Origin of the sequence: Paraburkholderia sp. PGU19 (assembly GCF_013426915.1) — a bacterium.
Taxonomy (GTDB): domain Bacteria; phylum Pseudomonadota; class Gammaproteobacteria; order Burkholderiales; family Burkholderiaceae; genus Paraburkholderia.
The window spans coordinates 2,097,016-2,110,638 of sequence record NZ_AP023181.1; the positions used below are offsets into that span (position 1 = coordinate 2,097,016).

Annotated in this window: 14 protein-coding genes; 10 read left to right on the forward strand and 4 right to left on the reverse strand. The window is 61.0% G+C overall.

What is annotated here, in order from left to right:
* Positions 1-124: 124 nt before the first annotated feature.
* Positions 125-808 (reverse strand): glutathione binding-like protein, encoded by a 684-nt coding sequence (locus H1204_RS39175; protein ID WP_180734019.1) that lies wholly within the window; start codon positions 806-808, stop codon positions 125-127.
* Positions 809-1,092: 284 nt separating this feature from the next.
* Between H1204_RS39175 and H1204_RS39180 the strand changes: the two genes are divergently transcribed.
* Both H1204_RS39180 and H1204_RS39185 read left to right on the forward strand, forming a co-directional pair.
* Positions 1,093-1,362 carry a hypothetical protein gene (locus tag H1204_RS39180; RefSeq protein ID WP_180734020.1) on the forward strand — a complete coding sequence of 90 codons (270 nt, stop codon included), beginning with the start codon at positions 1,093-1,095 and terminating at the stop codon, positions 1,360-1,362.
* A 105-nt stretch (positions 1,363-1,467) separates the two neighbouring features.
* A complete protein-coding gene (locus H1204_RS39185) occupies positions 1,468-1,722 on the forward strand; it encodes a hypothetical protein (protein ID WP_180734021.1) in 255 nt (84 codons plus the stop codon).
* Between the two features lie 74 nt (positions 1,723-1,796).
* Here H1204_RS39185 and H1204_RS39190 read toward each other — a convergent pair whose 3' ends face one another.
* The 3 genes from H1204_RS39190 to H1204_RS39200 all read right to left on the reverse strand — a co-directional run bounded on the left by H1204_RS39190 (position 1,797) and on the right by H1204_RS39200 (position 7,727).
* The gene (locus H1204_RS39190; protein ID WP_180734022.1) at positions 1,797-5,429 is read right to left on the reverse strand and encodes a hydantoinase B/oxoprolinase family protein; all 3,633 of its coding nucleotides are present in this window, start codon (positions 5,427-5,429) and stop codon (positions 1,797-1,799) included.
* 59 nt (positions 5,430-5,488) lie between these two features.
* Complete coding sequence (locus H1204_RS39195; RefSeq protein ID WP_180734023.1) at positions 5,489-6,787, reverse strand: MFS transporter; 1,299 nt, start codon at positions 6,785-6,787, stop codon at positions 5,489-5,491.
* A 166-nt stretch (positions 6,788-6,953) separates the two neighbouring features.
* On the reverse strand, positions 6,954-7,727 hold the full coding sequence (locus tag H1204_RS39200) for a putative hydro-lyase (RefSeq protein WP_180734024.1): 774 nt from the start codon (positions 7,725-7,727) through the stop codon (positions 6,954-6,956).
* A gap of 191 nt (positions 7,728-7,918) precedes the next feature.
* Here H1204_RS39200 and H1204_RS39205 point away from each other — a divergent pair, with 191 nt between their 5' ends.
* The 8 genes from H1204_RS39205 to H1204_RS39245 all read left to right on the forward strand — a co-directional run bounded on the left by H1204_RS39205 (position 7,919) and on the right by H1204_RS39245 (position 13,595).
* Positions 7,919-8,851, forward strand: a complete 933-nt coding sequence (locus H1204_RS39205) for a LysR family transcriptional regulator (RefSeq protein ID WP_007577479.1) — start codon at positions 7,919-7,921, stop codon at positions 8,849-8,851.
* A gap of 837 nt (positions 8,852-9,688) precedes the next feature.
* Complete coding sequence (locus tag H1204_RS39215) at positions 9,689-9,847, forward strand: LuxR C-terminal-related transcriptional regulator (RefSeq protein WP_243468866.1); 159 nt, start codon at positions 9,689-9,691, stop codon at positions 9,845-9,847.
* Between the two features lie 146 nt (positions 9,848-9,993).
* The gene (locus H1204_RS39220; RefSeq protein ID WP_180734025.1) at positions 9,994-10,839 is read left to right on the forward strand and encodes a hypothetical protein; all 846 of its coding nucleotides are present in this window, start codon (positions 9,994-9,996) and stop codon (positions 10,837-10,839) included.
* A gap of 105 nt (positions 10,840-10,944) precedes the next feature.
* Entirely contained in the window at positions 10,945-11,202 is a 258-nt protein-coding gene (locus H1204_RS39225) for a hypothetical protein (RefSeq protein ID WP_180734026.1), read from the forward strand.
* A gap of 32 nt (positions 11,203-11,234) precedes the next feature.
* Positions 11,235-11,558 (forward strand): hypothetical protein, encoded by a 324-nt coding sequence (locus H1204_RS39230; protein ID WP_180734027.1) that lies wholly within the window; start codon positions 11,235-11,237, stop codon positions 11,556-11,558.
* Positions 11,559-11,918: 360 nt separating this feature from the next.
* Positions 11,919-12,170, forward strand: coding sequence for a hypothetical protein (locus H1204_RS51935; protein ID WP_243468867.1), 252 nt, complete (start codon positions 11,919-11,921; stop codon positions 12,168-12,170).
* 68 nt (positions 12,171-12,238) lie between these two features.
* Complete coding sequence (locus H1204_RS39240; RefSeq protein WP_180734029.1) at positions 12,239-13,231, forward strand: M12 family metallopeptidase; 993 nt, start codon at positions 12,239-12,241, stop codon at positions 13,229-13,231.
* A gap of 49 nt (positions 13,232-13,280) precedes the next feature.
* The gene (locus H1204_RS39245) at positions 13,281-13,595 is read left to right on the forward strand and encodes a hypothetical protein (RefSeq protein ID WP_180734030.1); all 315 of its coding nucleotides are present in this window, start codon (positions 13,281-13,283) and stop codon (positions 13,593-13,595) included.
* Positions 13,596-13,623: the final 28 nt, after the last annotated feature.

Consider the following 13,623-nt stretch of genomic DNA (forward strand, 5'->3'; position numbering starts at 1 on the left):
TCGGTCAGCCGGTATCTGCGATGTCGGCTGCGAGAAAAGGAAAGCTGTAACACTACAGCATCGATCTGCAACGCGCCGGCACACGCCATTTCAGATGGCCGGCACGCAGGTTCTCGCGGCCTGTTTAGACCGTGAGCGAGGCGTTCTGCGGGAACAGCGCGCGGCGCGTCTCTTCATCGAACTCGGCCTTGAACGTGAGCCGGTCTTTCAGCGCCAACGCGCGGACAGCGGCCGGGCGCGCCGAAATCTCATCGACCAGGCGCTTGACGTGCGGATAGTCGGTGAGTCCCTTCTCGCCCAGGATATAGCCAGCAAAATTCGCCCAGCCCCACAGCGCGATATCGGCGATCGAGTAGGTGTCGCCAGCCAGATACTTCGAGGTCGCCAGATGCTCATCGAGAACGCGATAGTGACGCTCGACTTCTTTCAGATAGCGGTTGCGCGCATACGGCAGCGGCTCCGGTGCGTGGTGCAGGAAGTGCACGGCCTGACCCGAAAACGGCGACAGCCCGGTCGCGACGAACTGGAGCCACGAGAGCATCGCGGCGCGCTGCGACGCTGCGGAAGGCACGAACTTTCCATGTTTTGCGCTGAGGTGCAGAAGAATCGCGTGCGAATCGAACACGGTCACACCGTCATCGACGATGGCTGGCACCTTGCCGTTCGGGTTGATCTTCCGGTACGCCGGCGTGTGTTGCTCTCCCTTGAAGGTATCGACAGAGGAAAGCGCGAATGGCGTTTCAAGCTCTTCGAGCAAAAGCGCCACTTTGAGGGGATTGGGCGAAGGGTGGAAGTAGAACTGAAGCATGGTGTTTCCTTGATGAGGACATGAGTGAGATCGCAGCGAATGTGCAGCCTGTTCGCGTGATCACATGCTGACCTCAACGTCTCTGTTTGCCGTACGGTCGGTCCGATGAACCCATTCGATGAAGTCGAACATGTTGATTGAAGACTCGCGATGCGATGCCGCATCGACATTTATCCCATTCCCGAATCCTGACAAATACCTTACACTGCTGTCAGGACTTCCAGACAGCATTGGCGCAATCCAGCCCGTCGTGGGGTCCCCCTATAAGGGTCTGAGGAGGCGATATGCACTTCTATCACCACGGTGTAGCGATTCAGCCGTCGGTCGCACGAAGCGGCAATACCTTTGTCGCCCGGGTCGCTATTCTCGAAGAGGATGGCGAGGCGACGTCGCTCGGCGACCTGGGCCACTTTGCGAACCGGGAATCTGCCTTCGCGTTTGCCGTGCGGTGCGGCACGGCATTCGCGGACAACGAACCGATGCCGTTGCCGCCCTGCGATATCCGGTCAAAGAAACACGGTGCCGGACACGAATCTGCGGCCGATCTTCTTTGAGACGCAACGGTTTTGTCTTCAACGATTAGCAGGCTTCGAAGCCGGGCCAATACGCACGCCTGCACGAAGCGTCACGCCAGACTCGGACAACAGGAGGCGGTATCCATGATTCACTCGGAAGTCCACAAGTTTCCCTACACGCGAGCGAGCGGCATGCAGCGTACCTACGACGTCACGATCAACCTCGTCCGGCGCGATTCAGGCGTGTTCGCCTATCGGTCATGGGTGCACTACGCGGGGAGATTCAAGGGCAACGGTCTCGACTTTCCGCTCGTTTCCCGGACTCAGGATCGCGCGATTACCGAGGCGCGTGCGCGTGTTGAAGAACACATTGAACATCTGCTCGGGGTAACGGAATGATCCAGTACTGAAGGCAGTGCGCTCAGGAACGTACCGCGAGCCGCGCTGCATGTAACGGCTCGCGGCAAGCCCCATCAAATCTGCCCGAAACCACCACCGCCGGGCGTCTCGACGACGAACACATCACCCGCAGCCATCTCGACACTGGCGATATGGCCCAGCGCGACGATCCCGCCATCCGCTCGCTCGACGCGATTGCTGCCCTGTCTTCCCGCACCTCCGCCCGCCGCGCCGAATGGCGCGTGAATGCGGTTGTTCGACAGAATCGAGGCTGTCATCGGCGCGAGAAAGCGGATGCGCCGGATCGCGCCATTGCCGCCGTTCCACCGTCCAGCACCGCCCGAACCGTTGCGGATCAGATGCGATTCGAGCCGCACGGGATAACGCCATTCGAGCACTTCAGGATCCGTCAGGCGCGAGTTGGTCATATGCGTCTGCACGGCATCGACGCCGTTAAAGCCGTCTCCCGCGCCGCTGCCGCCCGCGATCGTCTCGTAGTACTGGTAGCGTGCATCGCCGAACGTGAAGTTGTTCATCGTGCCCTGGCTCGACGCCACGACGCCGAGCGCGCCATACAGTGCGTTCGTGATCGCGGATGAAGTCTCGACGTTGCCCGACACGACGGCAGCGGGATAGACGGGATTGAGCATCGAACCCTCCGGGACGATCACGGAAAGCGGCTTCAGACAACCGGCGTTGAGCGGAATATCGTCGCCCACCAGTGTGCGGAACACGTAGAGCACGGCCGCCATGCAGACCGCCTTCGGCGCGTTGAAGTTGTTCGGCAGTTGCGCGGAGGTGCCTGTGAAATCGACGGTTGCGCTGCGCGTGGAAGGATCGACATGGATCGCAACGTCGATCACCGCGCCGTTATCGAGCGCATAGCGATACGCGCCGTCCTTGAGCGCACCGATCACGCGACGCACTGCTTCTTCCGCGTTGTCCTGCACGTGCTGCATGAAAGCGAGCACCACGTCTCGGCCGAATTGCGCGACCATGCGGCGCAACTCGTCCACGCCTTTCTGGTTGGCAGCGACCTGCGCGCGCAGGTCGGCCATGTTTTGCACGATGTTGCGCGCGGGATAGCGGCCGGACGCCAGCAGTGCGCGCGTTTCGGCATCGCGCAGCACACCGGCTGAAACGAGTTTCCAGTTGTCGATCAGCACGCCTTCTTCGTCGATATGCGTCGACGCGGCCGGCATCGAGCCTGGTGTAATCCCGCCAATATCCGCGTGATGACCGCGCGAACCAACATAGAAGAGGGGCGCTTCGCTGCCGTCAGCGAACACGGGCGTGATGACGGTGACGTCGGGAAGATGCGTGCCGCCGTGATACGGATCGTTGAGCATGAACACATCGCCGTCGCGCATCGTGCCGCGATTGCGTTCGATGACGGTTCGGATGCTTTCGCCCATCGAGCCCAGATGCACGGGCATGTGAGGCGCGTTCGCAATCAGATTGCCGGCCGCGTCGAAGATCGCGCACGAGAAGTCGAGCCGTTCCTTGATGTTGACTGAGTAGGCCGTGTTCTGCAGGCGAAGCCCCATCTGCTCGGCCACCGACATGAACAGATTGTTGAAGATCTCTAGCCGCACCGGGTCGGCTTGCGTGCCGATCGAACGGCGCGTCGGCAGCGCGAGCACGCGCGTCATCACGATGTTGCCGTCGCCCGTCAGCGCCGCCTGCCAGCCGGGTTCGACCACGGTCGTGCCGTTCTTCTCCGCGATGATGGCCGGGCCGTCGAGCCTGTCGCCCGCCATCAGCGTGTCGCGCGAATAGAGCGACGCGTCGTGCCAGCGGCCGCCCGAATACATGCAAACCGTCGCGGCGGCTGTGGGCGTGTCGCCGGCAGGGCGAACGGCGATGCTGCCTGTCACCGGCTGGGCATCCGAATGGCCGATGGCTTCAACGGACGCAAGTTCCACCACGAGCGGCGTATCCGCCATGAGAAACGCGTAGCGCTGTCGATAGGCGGCTTCGAACGCCTCGCGCATCGACTGCACGCTGCCTGCGCTGACTGCGAGCGCCGAATCGGTGCCCTGATAGCGCAGGTGCACGCGCCGCACCGTCGAAATGCGCGCAGCGTCGACGCCTTGATCGAGCAGCACGCCCGCTGCTTCATCGGCGAGCGCATCGAGTGCCGCGTCGACGGATGCAAGCGACGTGTCGTCGAGCACGATTTCGAGCGCGCGCTCGCGCATTGCGGTCTGATCGGCGAGACCCATGCCGAACGCCGACAGCACGCCCGCGAGCGGATGCGCGAACACGCTCGTCATACCGAGTGCATCGGCCACGCCGCATGCATGCTGGCCGCCTGCGCCGCCGAACGTCGTGAGCACGTATTGCGACACGTCGTGGCCGCGCTGCACTGAAATCTTCTTGATTGCGTTCGCCATGCTGCCGATCGCAATCTCCAGATAGCCTTCGGCGATCTCTTCCGGCGTGCGACGTTGGCCCGTTGCCGCGCAGATTTCGTCGGCGAGTGCTCGAAAGCGTGTGGCCACCGCTTCGCGGTCGAGCGGCTCATTGGCATGCGGGCCGAACACACGCGGAAAATAGTCGGGCTGAATCTTGCCGAGCATGACGTTGCAGTCGGTCACCGTCAGCGGGCCGCCGCGCCGGTACGCGGCAGGACCGGGATTCGCGCCCGCCGAAGCGGGACCGACACGCAGACGCGCGCCGTCGAAGCCGAGTATCGAGCCGCCGCCTGCCGCTACCGTGTGAATGCTCATCATCGGCGCACGCATGCGCACGCCCGCCACCTGCGTTTCGAACACGCGCTCGAACTCGCCGTTGAAATGCGACACGTCAGTGGACGTGCCGCCCATATCGAAGCCGATGACGTGCTCGAAGCCCGCCGCCTGCGCCGCGCGCACCATGCCGACGATGCCGCCCGCCGGGCCGGAAAGAATCGCGTCCTTGCCCTGGAACAGATCTGCACGCGTAAGGCCGCCGCTGCTCTGCATGAACTGCAGATTCACGCCGGGCATTTCGCTCGCGACCTGATCGACGTAACGGCGCAGGATAGGCGACAGATAAGCGTCGACGACTGTCGTGTCACCGCGCGACACCATCTTCATCAGCGGCGATACCTCATGCGAAACCGAGACCTGTGTAAAGCCGATGCGCCGCGCCAGTGCCGCGACTTCGCTTTCGTGCGCAGTATGCCGATAGCCGTGAACGAGCACGATCGCTAGCGCGCGGATACCGGCATCGAAGACCTCACGTAAGGCCGCTTCTGTGGCAGGAAGATCGAGCGGTACGACAAGGTCGCCTTGTGCGCCCACACGTTCGTCGATTTCGATCACGCGCTGATAGAGCGCTTCGGGCAGCGCTATGTCGAGGTCGAAAAGACGCGGACGGTTCTGGTACGCGATCCGCAGCACGTCGCGGAAGCCGCGCGTGGTCACGAGCGCAACGGGTTCGCCCTTGCGTTCGAGCAAGGCATTGGTCGCGACGGTCGTCCCCATCTTGACCATCTCGACATCGCGCGGCGTGATCGCTTCGCCGGCGCGCAAACCGAGCAGATGACGGATGCCCGCAACGGCTGCGTCACGGTAGTGCTCGGGGTTTTCGGAGAGCAGCTTGTGTGTGGTCAGCGAGCCATCCGGCCGACGCGCGACGATATCGGTGAAGGTGCCGCCCCGGTCGATCCAGAATTGCCAGCGGGACGGCGTGCATGCTTCGGGTACGTGATCTTGGTTCATGGTGCGATGAAAGATAAGGTCGAAATGCAGAGACAGTTGATCGAACGGGCACGCCGGATTCATGCGGATTCGAGTTCTCGTCCGCGAGTTTCGGGCAGCGTGAGGGCGGCGATGATCAATACGCCGTAGGCGGCCACGGCAAAAATGCCGATGCTCGTGCCAAGGCCGAACTCTTTCGACAGCGAGCCGATCAGCACGGGAAACATCGCGCCGATCGCGCGGCCGACGTTGTAGCAGAAGCCCTGTCCCGAGCCGCGCACCCGGGTGGGGAAGAGTTCGGTGAGAAACGCGCCCATGCCCGAGAAGATGCCGGAGGCGAAGAAGCCAAGCGGAAAACCGAGCCAGAGCATCGACGTATTCGTGAGCGGCAGCGACGTGTAAGCGAACGCGATGGCCATCGAGCCGACGGCGAACAGAATGAAATTGGGCTTGCGGCCAATGCGGTCCGTCAGCCACGCGCTCGACAGGTAGCCGATATACGAGCCAACGATGATCATCGCCAGATAGCCGCCCGTGCCCATCACCGTCAGATGGCGTTCCGTCTTCAGGAACGTGGGCAGCCACGTGGTGATCGCGTAGTAGCCGCCTTGCGCGCCTGTCGTGAGCAGCGCGGCGCGCAGCGTCGTGGACAGCAGCTTCGGCGCGAAGATTTCAGTGAAGCGCGGTGTATCGTTGGCGTTGCGCCGGATCGCCTTCGCCTGCTCGAACACTTCGGGTTCCTTCACATAGCGGCGAATCAGCAGCACGAGAGCGGCGGGCACGAGGCCGATCAGGAACAGCGCGCGCCACGCGATTTCCGGCGCCATCGCTGAAAAGAGCACGGCGTAGAGCAGGGCGGCCATGCCCCAGCCGAGCGCCCAGCCCGACTGCACGAGGCCCACGGCCTTGCCGCGGTCGCGTGCGCGAATCACCTCGCCGATCAGTACGGCCCCCGCAGTCCATTCACCGCCGAAGCCGAAACCCATCAGTGCGCGTGCGGCAAGCAACTGGCCATAGTTCTGCGCGAGTCCGCATAGACCGGTGAAGACGGCGAACCACAACACGGTGAGCTGCAGCGTGCGAACGCGGCCGATGCGGTCCGACAATATGCCGGCGATCCAGCCGCCCAAGGCCGACGAAAGCAGCGTCAGCGTGCCGATGAATCCCGCATCCGCGAGCGTGATGCCCCACGTCGCGACGAGGGTCGGGATCACGAACGAGAGCATCTGCGTGTCCATGCCGTCGAGCATGTAGCCGACCTTGCAGCTCCAGAACGCACGACGCGCGCGCGGACCGGCTTCTGCATACCATGAAATCCGGCTGGCGCCGGCCGCTTCGCTGGGCTCGTCAGCGATTGCCGTGAGTGTCTTGCTGTCCATCTGTTGCTCCTGTTGATCGACGCGTGTGGGACGCTGGAGGCACGTGCGGCGCCGCCCGCACGCCTGAAAATGATTCAAAGGAATGAGTCAGCCCCTCTGGTCGGCGCGGCCAGATCTCGTTCAACGAATGGGATGCCCAGCGATGCGGCGCGACGCGCCGCGTTTGTCAGAACACGGCTAGCGACGCGTTCGTGATATCCGTCATCAGCATGTGGCCCGGTGCGTGGGCGATTGCGAGCGGCAGCCTGGCCGCCATCAAAGCGGTCTGCGGGGTCACGCCGCACGCCCAGTAGACGGGCAGCTCGCCCGCGTGGATCGTCACTGCGTCGCCGAAGTCGGGGCGCGCCAGATCGGCGATGCCAAGTTCCGCAGGGTCGCCGATATGGACGGGCGCGCCGTGCACGCCAGGAAAGCGGCTCGTGATCTGCACGGCGCGAATCGCGTCGGCGCCGCGCATCGGGCGCATCGACACCACGAGTTCGCCGCCGAACACGCCCGCGCGCCGGTTGGCGATATGCGTGCGGTACATCGGCACGTTGCGTCCTTCTTCGACGTGACGCAGCCCGATGCCTTCGAGCGCGAGCATGTGCTCGAACGAAAACGAGCAGCCAATCGCGAACACGACGAAATCGTCCTGCCAAAGCGCTTCGATCGAATCGACGCGCTCGCTCAGCACGCCGTCGCGATAGACGTTGTAGGCCGGCACGTCGGTGCGGATGTCGATATCGCGGCCGAGCACCGGCACGCGGAAGTCGCCCGGTTCGCCGACGCCCAGCAGCGGGCACGGTTTCGGATTCGCATGGCAGAAGCGCAGGAAATCATGCGCGTGTGCGGCGGGCAGTATCGCGAGATTGGCTTGCGCGTACTCGCCGCACTGTCCGGCTGTCGGGCCGCGAAAGTCGCCGTGACGAACGGCCTGGCGGAATTCGGATGGAGTCATGGTCGGGCGGGCTTCTGAATGTTTTAGGTTGGCGGCGCGCGTCACATCTCGAATTGCGTACCGTCAGGCAAAGCATAGAAAAGAAGAAAATTTGACGCCAACTAGTTTTCTTTGCTGTCCACGAATAGAATTTCTTAACGAATCCGCGGGTTTTCCCGAGTCACGTCGCTTTTTTTGAAGCGCTTCGCGCCATGAATACTCGCTTTCTCGAAACGTTCGTCACGCTCGCGAAATTGCGCAGCTTCCGCACGACGGCAACGGCGCTGCATGCCACGCCCGCTGCGATTTCCCAGCGTCTGAAAGCGCTCGAAGATGAATTGCAGACCGTGCTGGTCGATCGCGACAGCCGCGAATTTCGCCTGACACCGAATGGCGACTACCTGCTCGGCTACGCGAAAGCCGTGGTCGAGGCGACGCGTCAGTTGCAGGCGGCCGCGTCCAACGAAGGCGCGATGCGCGGCAAGCTGCGTCTGGGCGTGATCGAAACGGTCGTGCACAGCTGGCTCGCCGACTACATGCGCATGCTCGCCACCGACTATCCGCAACTCGAAGTGGATCTCGCGGTGGACGTGAGCGTGGTGCTGCAGCGCCGCCTGATGGCGGGCGAACTCGATCTGATCATTCGCGTGGAGGGCAGCGATGAGGAATCGGTCGTGTGCGACGCGCTTGCCAATTATCCCGTTCACTGGATCGCGCGCGCGGGTCTGTTGCCCTTGTCTCGAAGCGGGCTCGCAAAGCGCGTGTTGCGGCATCCTATCCTGACGTTCGGCCGTGGAACGGCGCCGCATCGCGCGCTCGAAGACATCGTCAGCAAGCTCGCGCTCGCGAATGGCGTGCCGCTCGCCGACACGCGCATCACCGGCTCGCCATCGATCTCGGTGATCGTGCAACTGGTGCGCGACGGCTTTGGCGTCGCGGCCATTCCGCGGCTTTTCGTCGACGAGTTGATCGCGCGCGGCGAAGTGGTTGAGTTGCCGTTGCAGCCGTCGCCGCCTTCGATCGTGGTGTCGATGTCGCGCCGCTCGGACGCGCCGTTGTTCGTGCACGGCGCGGCGAACGCTGCACGCACCGCATGTCACGCGTACTGCGAACATGGCGACGCGCGGCTGATTGAGCGGCTGTAACTTCAGCTATTGCGCGAGCGTTACGCTTTCCACGCTTGCGCTGGTGTGGATTGCTCCATGCTTTAACGTGTGTGAAAGGCTGAAGGATTTTCGACCCGCGTTGAGAACGCAAGATTCGCGAGTGCGGGCTACGGCGCCGTTCAGGGGCTCTTCAGTACATCCAGCGCGGCCGCACACGTGCCTTGTTAATCGCTCGCGCATCAGATCCTGAACGTCCGTGACTTTCGGCGGCGCCGCTCTGGCGCCCATCACGCCGCGTAACGCAATCCGGGCGTCGTCAAAGGCTCGCGCATCTACATAAATACAAAATAATCCGATCAGCGACCAGGGAAAACGATCAATAAAAATCGAAATCCCATTCCCGAATTTATGTTTGAGTCACCGTTGATATCAAGGGTGTCACGCGAGCATGTCATTTCCAATCGGGGAATTGCCCACATCTGTAAATCAATTCAGTAAACAATATGCGTGGGTCGCTCATTGACACGGTATTGACATTTCGAAAAGCGACTTTCGTCAAACGGTCATACGATCATGCACAATCTTGGGTAGATTCCGCGCGATTGTGTACAAAACATTAAAAAATAATGAAACCATTGACGCAGCGAGAGAAACAAATCGTTTTGCTGATTGGAAATGGCTTACGAGGGGACCAGATTGCCGCTTCATTGAAAATATCACCGCAGACGGTTCGAAAGCATCGAGCCAATATCGCGCAAAAGCTTGGGCTCTCGACGACCGTCCAGTTGGTCTCCTACGCGGTGACTGTTGCGCAATCGTCGTCAATGAATCCTTTTCCCCATCATTGCTGCAACACTCGGCAAACGTGAAATAGACGTGCTGCGCCTCATCGCTGCCGGATTGACCAGCAAGGAGATCGGGAAAAAACTAAAAATCAGTCCCCGGACGGTCAGCAAGCATCGCGAAAACCTGATGCGAAAACTCCAGATCCATGACATGGCTGCCTTGATGCGCATTGCAAACTCACTGCGCTAATTGTCAGCCAATCGTATTGCTTAACGGACCTTTCGCACTACGCATTCGGAGGTATTTCTCTGAGCTATGAATAGCGCCATTGTGCTGACAACGGCACGCAGCAATTTGTGTGACCGCTATTCGGTTAATCCAGACGGAGAAAAGCCATGAATGCACCCGAACAAATCCAGCAACTTCATAATCAGGTTGCAGCGGCCGCGACCTTTTTTGGCGAGACGTTTCCCGAGATTCATCCGAATTACTATCCGGGGGCGGCAGCTGCACCTGCCGCGCCGCCGCCACCCGTCGACCAGAACACAGCTGGGCTGTTCAGCGCCGTGCAACTGAGTCGGGACGTTCCCGCCAATGTGCAGGCGGATCTGGAAACGGCAAGCCGGTGCATGTTGAATCTGACGTCGCTCGGTACTACGTATTGTCAGAGCCGGGCTGCAAAGGCGAACAATCCGGATCTCCTTTTCGACACTTCTGTCTGGAAACAGGTTCTGGTCAATTATCCGCTTCTTGGCCCGTTCAGCTTCCAGAACACGGGATACAAGAAGACGATACGCGGCGTCGAACTGTCGTCGGAATTCCTTCAGTCGATCCTTGGCTTCGCGACCAAAGGGCCTTTGCTGAGCGCCTTCCAGTCGTTTATCGGATCGTTCGGCCAGAAGATCAGTGCGGGCGTCGATTCGTCGAGCAAGCCCTTCCATTTCGCGTCCAACACGGTGTTCATCGACGCGCAACAGGTCGGAAACACCTTGATGGTGATGCCGCACCTGAAGATGTACTTCTGCGATTTCACGTCCAAGGACAGAAAGGTCTACTCCAGCTGCGCGTCGGCAACGCTGATCGACGTCGACCTGCAATACATCGAGGTCGACGCAATCTGGAACTTCGCGCTGTACAAGAGCAACGCGACGGTCCAGGCGGCATTCGACAAACTCGTCGGAGCGTCGGCCATCAACAAGATCGAAGAAGCCACGACGTTCTTCAGCGACAAGGTTAGCTAAGGCGTTTTATCGGCCTGTCGAGGCGCCTTGTGGGTCGGCTCTGGCCGGCCCGCGAACGCTGTCTTCGCAAGCACGTTCAGCGGATCGGGTTTTGGGAGAACCACAATGAGTACAACGCCTCAGTCGGCCTTTTTTCTGATCGCGAATGACAGCGAAGATCTGCAGACGAGTCGCGACAGAGCGCTCGATATCTTTGGCCTCGTCGATGGGTATGCCACGTCGCATATGCAACGCGATGCGCCTGACTCTTATCAGTCCGCCGCCCGGCAGGCGTTGCTGCGAATCCTGGCGCTCGGTCCATCGACGGGAGCAGGCATTCGGAGCAATCCGTGTCGTGTCTGGAAGGCGTGGCAAGGGTGCTAGGGAGGATGCCGTTCAGCCGGCCGGAGCAGCAGGTGAACTTTCTCGTCGAGCAGGGTTTGATTCCGCCTGACGACGAGTCTGAACAGGTTGCGCTGACGCTTTATTGCGGCGCGGTGTCGCCGGCTGTCGTGCCCGGCGGTCCGACTACCCGTGTGTGGTTCGCGTTCGTCAACTGGACGCGCGACGCCGATCCCGAATTGGGCGGTTCGATCTCGTGCGACGCAATCGGTGCAAGCGTCCTGGACAACTGGTTCTCAGCCAATGCCAAGGCGTGGGCGACGATGATCAAAGCGGGAAATGGGCAAGCGGTTCGCGAGTCCGGTCGCCTTCTCGAATTGCCTGCAGAAGACGACTGAAGAGCCAGATCCGTACGTTGTTTCGCTTATCAAAACGAGGTGAAGGAAATGCGTACTTCTCAAATGACGTTGAATCGTGTCACGCGTCGAATTGCGAGGCGGGGCGCGATAGGACTTGTGTGGTGTGCGGCTTCTTTGGCGACTGTGTCGGCGGTCGCGCAAACCTGTCGTCCACCCGCCAATGGACGTTGGGCGCAATGGCTGGACGCGCAGGAGGATGCGGGCGGCCATGCGCTTGCGTGTCACGTTGGCGTTTCAGTGAACGGCCTCATAGGCCGCTTGACGAATCGCGGCGGTCACAATGGTCCCGCGTGCGCGCCAAACGGAAATGCCGCGAGCGCGTGGTCGGATCGATCTGCATTGCTGAATGCGCTGAGACCAGTCATCGATCAAGAAGGGGCTCGCTATGCAGGTGGCGCTGCCGGCGACTACGTCATCAATGGTGTTGCGGGCACCACGGTGGGTACGGTTGTCACCGTATCGGATGGTGGCAAGAACCGCTCGCCCTGTCAGGAAAACAAAGGGTACGTCTGCCAGAAGACGACGGCGTGGGTTGCAATCGTGCGTAAGACCGCGGACGACTGTTATCTCTTGACGGCTTATCCGCGTTGAACCGGCAGGTTCGCGTTTCGCGATTTAAAGGCAATGCAAGATTGATCGCTACTTTATGGAGGTGAACTATGAGTGCGGACGACAAAGAACTTCTTCAGACGCTCGTGAAGATTCTGCAAGTTGCGGACGCGGCAGTCAACGGCAATGCGTCGGATGGCGACGAGCATAAAGACAACCCGGTAGCGGCGTCGGCGGCCCCACACGGTGAAGCACCATCGTGCACGATCAAGACGCTTCCCGATCGGCTCTCCGTTTCAGCGGCCCAAACAGCAGTCAAGGTGAATCCCGTCAACGCACCCGCGTTTGCTGCTTCGTCGATGCTGGCTGCGAACGTGCCTCTCGAACCGATGGCCATCGCAGTCATGACATCCAAGTACTGGGGGCCGACAGCGCGTCAAATGACAGTGAGCTTCATGGAGAACACGCCCACTGATCTTCGTGCGCGCATTCTGAGTCACATGAATGCGTGGGCGCGGGTATCGTGCGTGACGTTCGTCGAAACACAGGGGGTGGGAGACGTACGCATTTCTCGTGGCCCGGGAGGATACTGGTCGTATCTCGGCACGGACATTCTTCATATCCCGAAAGATCGGCCGACGATGAACCTGGAATCGTTCACAATGAATACGCCGGAGTCGGAATACCTGCGTGTCGTTCGGCACGAAACCGGGCACACGCTGGGCTTTCCGCACGAGCATATGCGCCAGGCACTGGTCGCGCGGATCGATCCGCAAAAGGCCTACGACTTTTTCTACCGGCAGTACGGCTGGAACAAGACGGCCGTGGATCAGCAGGTGCTCACCGCGCTTGATGAGCGGTCGATCATGGCAACCCCGCCCGATCAGACTTCGATCATGTGCTATCAGCTTCCAGGAAGCATCACCCGCGATGGTCAGCCTATTCAGGGCGGCCTGGATATCAACCGCACCGACTACACGTTTGCCGCGCGGATCTATCCGAAGGCGGCGTACAACACGATGGATACGCCAGACGACGCGCAGAAGTCCTCTGTGGATCGGGACGCCTGGAGCGCATCGGAAGATGTAGAGGTAACGGTGTGAGGAAGCTATATTCTTTTATCAGCCAAACGGGACTTGCAAGTGAGCGACGATGAGTCGATTGATCGAGCTGAGATTGACGGACTCGCTGCCCGGGACATTGCATATTGAAGCCGGCGATGTTCTCATCGCGCCAGCGATGGGCGGGCACGTCCTTTCCGGGGCGGACGTGCTCGAGTTTTTGGGCCCATTTCTTCCCGGCGTGATGGGGGAGGACGGATACGTCATCACGCCAGCGGGCTTGCCAAACGGGATCATGTTCGTGGCGCGGCGCGCGGGCCAAGCAACCATCGATCTCGTCGCCGGAGACTGGCAGGCTCAACGGTTCTTTATCCTCGACGTCGTCGTGGAGGCGAGCGGCGCGTGATGGTTGTCGAAGGTGAGTGGCCGGGTGT